Genomic DNA, 4,176 nt, shown 5'->3' on the forward strand with positions numbered 1-4,176 from the left:
GTAACAGGCTCCTGCGTCGTGGCAGTGACCGAAGATGGCGAGCGTACTATGCAGACCTATCTTGGCACCTCAAGCGAGATTACCGCAGACAACGTTAATTTTGATGCCTTGACTCAAGCGGATTGGTTGTATCTAGAAGGCTACCTAGCGATGTCTGAGGGTATTCAACCTGCGATGACCCAGTTGCGCCAACAAGCGGGCATCAACGGCGCCAAGATTGCGGTCAGTTTTGCCGACCCTGCTGTGGTGCAGTTCGCCAAAGACGGTCTGCTTAATATGCTCGGCAACAAGGTTGAGGTGATATTTTGCAATAGCGAAGAGGCCAAAGCCTTTACTGACAAAAAACAGACCAAAGCAGCGGCGCGTGCGCTACTTGAGTACTGCCAAATTGCGGTAGTGACCGATAGTGCCAATGATACTATTATTGCGCAAGCTGGCAGCGCACAAAGTGGCGATAACCAGACCGATATTATTATCCATGAATTGCCTACGCCTGCGGTAAGTAATGTCATTGATACCAATGGCGCGGGTGATAATTACTCGGGTGCGTTTTTATACGCGTTATCGCAGCATTACAGCCTGCCTGAATGTGGTCGTTTGGCGAGTGAAATATCCGCGCAGGTGATTCAACAGTTTGGGCCGCGTCTTAGCTCACAAGATTATAAAGACATTGCTAAGCGCGTCTTAACGGTTTAAATGCGACAACTTTGCTTTACGTTATCTTAAAACCACAGCACTCCAAAACAAAAGCCCGTATCCAGAAAGATACGGGCTTTTTTAGCACTATTTAACTTACGCTGATGCCAACGCCTGCTCCAAATCAGCCTTGATATCTTCGATATGTTCAATACCAATTGATAAACGTACCATATCCTCGCTCACGCCAGCTTGCTCAAGCTCTTGACCATTAAGCTGACGATGAGTGGTCGTTGCAGGATGACTTGCCAAAGATTTGGCATCACCGATATTAACTAGGCGGGTGATGAGTTGCAGGGCATCGATAAAGCGTGCGCCCGCTTCACGACCTCCCCCTTCTTTATCACTTCGGACGCCAAAAGTTAAGATCGCAGATGGTGTACCTTTCATGTACTTCTGAGCCAATTCATGATCGGGGTGATCTGCTAGACCTGCATATTTAATCCAAGCGACCTTGTCATGGTCACGTAGATATTCAGCGACCGCTTGTGCGTTTTGTACATGACGCTCCATACGCAGGCTCAGCGTCTCTATCCCTTGCAAGATACTAAAGGCATTAAGCGGACTGAGCGCGGCACCGGTATTGCGTAGCGGAGCTACGCGAGCACGCGCAATAAAAGCCGCCGCGCCGACGTCTTTGACGAAGTTAACGCCGTGGTAGCTCACATCTGGTGTGTTTAGTAGCGGGAAACGCTCTGGATAATCTCCCCAAGCAAAGTTGCCACTATCTATAATAGCGCCGCCGATTGAAGTGCCCGTACCGCTCATATATTTGGTCAAAGAATGAATGACGATATCTGCACCAAATTCAAAAGGACGGCATAGCGCAGGCGTAGCTACGGTGTTATCAATAAAGACAGGAACGCCGTACTCATGCGCGATATCACTGACCGCTTGAATATCGATGATATTACCTAGTGGATTACCGATACTCTCGGCAAAGACCATTTTGGTTTTGTCATCGATTAAGTCGCGAATAGACTCAGGATTATTATGATCAAAGAAGCGCACTTCGATCCCTTGGCGCGGCAAAGTGTGCGCAAATAGATTATAAGTACCGCCATACAAGGTTGATACCGCCACGATGTTATCGCCCATCTCACAAATCGTCTGCACCGCATAAGTGATAGCAGCCATGCCTGACGCTACCGCCAGACCGCCTATACCGCCCTCTAATGCGGCGACGCGCTCTTCTAAAACGGCGTTAGTCGGGTTCATGATACGCGTATAGATATTGCCCGCCACTTTTAAATCAAACAAGTCAGCGCCGTGCTGGGTATCATCAAACGCATAAGAGCTGGTGTGATAAATAGGGACAGCGACCGCTTTGGTCGTCGGTTCAACACTGTAGCCTGCATGAATAGCGAGGGTTTCTAGACGTTGGGCTGGGGCTGTTTGGTCATCACTCATAATACATTCCTTGATCATTATTAGGGTTGGTTAAACGCACTCTTAAAAGCTGTACATAAAAAAAGCTGAGTTTATAATAACCCAGCTTTTTTATGAAAAGAACCATAAGTCTTTGCTTTGCTAATTCCAATAAGGAATATCTACTTATAATAGGCGTTTTCTGTCAGCGTATGATCAGTCTCATCAACGACTTGAGTCAGCTCAGGTATTTGCTGCTTAAGCTGCACCTCAACGCCCTGACGCAAGGTCATATCGACCGCTGAGCAGCCCTGACACCCACCGCCGAATTTGAGTACCGCGGTAAGGCCAACGCCCTCTTCTTCGATCAGCTCAAGCAACTGGACGTCACCACCGTGCGCCGCTAGGCTTGGGTTAATCTCAGATTGCAAGACATAGTTGATACGCTCCTCGACACTGGCATCCGCGCCGACTTTTGGCACTTTTGAATTTGGCGCGCGAAACGTTAACTGACCACCAAAGCGATCTTTATTGTAATCGATGACCGCATCTTCTAAATACGGAACGGACGCGGCATCAATAAAGGCAGCAAAACTATCATAACTGAACTTTAAATCTGCGCTGTCCTCTTCACCTGGCTGGTTGTACGCCATACAACATTCAGCACGCGGCGTACCTGGATGCTCAACAAAGATACGCACACCGATGCCGTCAGTATCTTGCTTAGCTAATAAATCCGCTAAGTAACCTTGCGCCGCTTCAGTAATAGTAATATTGCTCTTAGTTTCAGTTTGCTCAGTATCTAATGCTGATTCAAACTCAGCAGAATCTTGGCTTGTTGGAGCAGTTTCGTTTGGGTTGTATTCGCTCATAATGCTTCCTATTAATTAAAACAGACGCTGTTTTAGCGCATCTAGTCATCATTGTAAAAGTATGCTGGATATCAAATCTGTGTAGCGCTGTTGTTTATCTATAAAAAGTTGTCAATTGATGTTACCTAGTATACCGTATTTAAAAGATAATTCCGACCGTGCCACTAGGGTTTAAATGTGTCGAAAATTTTTATAAAGGGAACTACAATCACTATTGACCTTTATATTAAGACGCTTTAGTCAATTATCAAGCGCTACTCTATATTTGCAACAACTCTTTATTTGCAAAGATTAAGGCGGCAAGTCAAATATTTTATACCCTATAAAAATAACAACAAACGCCTTATTTCAAGTGAGCCTTCTCCATGATAACAAAGCACTTAACTCTAATTCCTACGTCTGATAATGAGCAAACCGCACTTTGGACAGTAGCTGACGATAATCCTGAACACTATGTCTCAAAGCGGCAAAATGTGTTTTTGACGCATGGCACTTTTTCAGATAAAGGCGTGTGTATGGGTATTGCTAGTTATCTTGCTGCTTTAGGTCATACGTGCTACATCATGGAGTGGCGCGGACATGGTCATAGTCCTGTACCAAAACATAAGTATAAGTTCGAAACTATCGCCCTTTATGATTATAAAGCGAGCTTTGATTATTTATTCGATGAGCTAAAATTAGATCATGTGCACACGGTTACTCATAGCGGCGGCGGGCTGTGTTTGACCATGTTTTTGATTCAAAATCAGCAGTACATCGACAAGGTAAGCAGCGCTACTATATTTGCCTGCCAAGGATATGGCGCGGCCCTCAACCCTATAAGTTACATAAAAGTCATAAGCGCCAAAATAATCAATCGACTCTATGGCTATATCCCTGCCAAAACATTTAAATTAGGTCCCGTCAACGAGAGCTATTACACGATGGTGCAATGGTATGACTGGAACTTGCATAAAAACTTTAAAAGCAGTCTGCTCAAACAAAACGGCAGCGCATTAGGCGCTACCGACGCTCTTGATGACCGTTTTAATTATAAAAAGCATATGTCTAAAATCAACATACCTATCTATGCCATCAGCGGTAGTGGCGATCGCTTTATTGCCCCAAGTCGAGGCTGTAAATTGCTGTTAGATGACTTTGGTCATGATAAGAATGTATTTCGGGAGTATTCAACGCACAGCGGTGATTTGGAAGATTACACGCATAGCCGCATCATTATAAGCCGCAATGCAGCCAAAGA

General features: G+C 45.4%; 4 protein-coding genes. 2 read left to right on the forward strand and 2 right to left on the reverse strand.

What is annotated here, in order from left to right; all coding sequences use genetic code 11:
* A partial coding sequence (locus ACTXGO_RS10475; RefSeq protein ID WP_443574402.1) for an adenosine kinase occupies positions 1 to 696 on the forward strand: 696 nt, incomplete at its 5' end.
* A 96-nt stretch (positions 697 to 792) separates the two neighbouring features.
* On the opposite strand, the gene ACTXGO_RS10480 is transcribed toward ACTXGO_RS10475, so the two are convergent.
* Both ACTXGO_RS10480 and nfuA read right to left on the reverse strand, forming a co-directional pair.
* Positions 793 to 2,106 (reverse strand): O-acetylhomoserine aminocarboxypropyltransferase/cysteine synthase family protein, encoded by a 1,314-nt coding sequence (locus tag ACTXGO_RS10480; protein WP_317200573.1) that lies wholly within the window; start codon positions 2,104 to 2,106, stop codon positions 793 to 795.
* A gap of 140 nt (positions 2,107 to 2,246) precedes the next feature.
* On the reverse strand, positions 2,247 to 2,936 hold the full coding sequence (gene nfuA / locus ACTXGO_RS10485) for a Fe-S biogenesis protein NfuA (RefSeq protein WP_317200572.1): 690 nt from the start codon (positions 2,934 to 2,936) through the stop codon (positions 2,247 to 2,249).
* Positions 2,937 to 3,301: 365 nt separating this feature from the next.
* Between nfuA and ACTXGO_RS10490 the strand changes: the two genes are divergently transcribed.
* A partial coding sequence (locus ACTXGO_RS10490) for an alpha/beta fold hydrolase (RefSeq protein ID WP_443574405.1) occupies positions 3,302 to 4,176 on the forward strand: 875 nt, incomplete at its 3' end.

Source organism: Psychrobacter sp. T6-1 (assembly GCF_052258445.1).